This is a genomic window from Bradyrhizobium sp. Crot121, assembly GCF_059512385.1.
On sequence record NZ_JCAMOR010000388.1, the window covers coordinates 1 to 440 of the forward strand.

At 69.1% G+C, this 440-nt stretch carries 1 protein-coding gene; it reads right to left on the bottom strand.

The features are described 5' to 3' along the window. The coding region (locus AC5ZGW_RS47115; protein WP_496114270.1) for a tyrosine-type recombinase/integrase at positions 1-440 on the bottom strand (440 nt) is incomplete at both ends.

Genomic DNA, 440 nt, shown 5'->3' on the forward strand with positions numbered 1-440 from the left:
GAGGGGAACAGCCATTTCGAGGCGGCCACGCTGTTCTTCCTGTCGGCCTTTGCTGCTTCCGTCGCGGCGAGATAATCCGCCATCGCCTGCCGCGAGGCGTCGTTGAGCGGCACCAGCCGTTCCTTGTTGCCCTTGCCGCGCACTACGATCATGCGGGCGTCGCGCTTGGCCGCCGAGCGCGGCAGTGCCACCAGCTCGGAGACGCGCAGGCCCGTGGCGTAGAGCACCTCGAGCAGGCAGTAGAGCCGCAGCGCCCGCAGCCGCCTGGAGGGCGAGGCATCTTCCGCCTCGCTCAATTCCTTGGCGCGGCGGAGCATGCGGTCGACGTCGGCGATCGACAGCACTTTTGGCAGGCCGCGGCCGCGCTTCGGGCCTGACAGGATCGCCGCGGGGTCGTCACCGCGGATGCGCTCGTTCAGCAGGAAACGGTAGAGGTGCCG